The sequence below is a fragment of the Burkholderia sp. B10 genome, from assembly GCF_004368385.1.
Taxonomy (GTDB): Bacteria; Pseudomonadota; Gammaproteobacteria; order Burkholderiales; family Burkholderiaceae; genus Burkholderia; species Burkholderia vietnamiensis.
This window is the reverse complement of the sequence record NZ_PQMX01000171.1, coordinates 1-1,208: the sequence shown is the minus strand read 5'-3', so window position 1 is coordinate 1,208 and position 1,208 is coordinate 1. Positions and strand designations below refer to the sequence as shown.

Here is a 1,208-nt window from a genome sequence, read left to right as displayed (position 1 = left end):
TCCTGCACAGTTCCTTGACCGGCATACCGGCCTCGGCTTCCTTCAGAAACCCGATGATTTGCTGTTCCGTAAAGCGCTTCTTCATGTTCGTCTTCTTCTCCGAAAACGAACTTTACTAGACTCCGGCCGGCCCTGTTTGCAGGGGGCAGGTCAAGGTCGCCTTCCCAATGCCCTGGAACAGCACGATCAGCAATTTCTGCAGGGCGTTCACTGATCATAACCTCCGGAGTGACGAAGTGCTTTCCGCGCTGTTGCGTCCTGGCCCGCGGCACGCGAAGTGCGCGGCCCGAACGCAGGCAAGCAGTAAGCTCTCGTCGCAAAGCGCCCCGGCCTTGAATGTAGAGTGCCTGATAGATGGCTTCGTGGGAGATCCGCATAGATCGATCATCGGGATAGTCAATCTGAATTCGCCGACTGATTTGCTCCGGACTCCAGCAAGTGCCCCAGCGACGGTCCGCACGACGTCCTTGTCTTCGTCCTTTCCACGGAACGTTAGGTCCGGGAATCGGCTTGCCCCGAAAGTCAGTGACCGTTCCAGCCAGGCGATCCTGCACATATGTCCTCAACTGGTCGTTCTCTGCCAGTTTCGAAGCCTTCGGACGCTCGGCCGCGCGTTCAGCTTTCCATTGGGCAACCGTTGCCCGATACACCAGAGTACCACCGCGGGTCGCTGCGTTACGGCGTAACTCGCGTGAAATCGTTGACGGCGACCGTTGCAGCCTTCGCGAAATCTCACGAACACTGCAATCCTGCGCCCACAGTAGCGCGATCTCTTCGCGCTCCGAAAATGACAGATAACGCCCAGAGTGTGGCGCCAGGTCGATCGGTGCCATGCCGCCCGCTTCACGAAACCACCGCGGCCCCAGCGGTTGCGATACGTTACACGCCAGCGCTGCGGCCTCGGTCTCCATACCTTGTGCAATGCACTTCCAGAATGCTCGCTTCGAATCGAGTTGATTGACACCCGGTCTGCCAGGTGATCGCATGACGGGCCTTCCCGTTTGTTCCGAGCCCCATCCCAGTGGTCGTCCCATTCAACACCTCCAATCTGGAGATGTTGCGACGACCAGTTGAATCCGCCTTGAGCCCCCCTATCGGAGTGGTGTATCAAGGTCCCATCGTCGCCCGGTTGGCGCGCGTACAGCGCCTGTTCGAGCGCATCCAGAACGAAGTCCGTGCTCATCGACGAACTGACGCGCCAACCGACG

General features: G+C 59.1%; 1 protein-coding gene and 2 pseudogenes. All 3 read right to left on the bottom strand.

Features of this window, described 5'->3' with window-relative positions; translation table 11 throughout:
• Positions 1-85, bottom strand: an 85-nt coding sequence (locus tag C3Y15_RS31430) for a transposase (protein WP_134206827.1), incomplete at its 3' end; no start/stop codon positions are given.
• Between the two features lie 67 nt (positions 86-152).
• A pseudogene (locus C3Y15_RS31425) lies at positions 153-1,034 on the bottom strand (helix-turn-helix domain-containing protein); the annotation flags it as partial.
• Positions 1,035-1,081: 47 nt separating this feature from the next.
• Positions 1,082-1,208 (bottom strand): annotated as a pseudogene (locus C3Y15_RS31420) (IS3 family transposase); the annotation flags it as partial.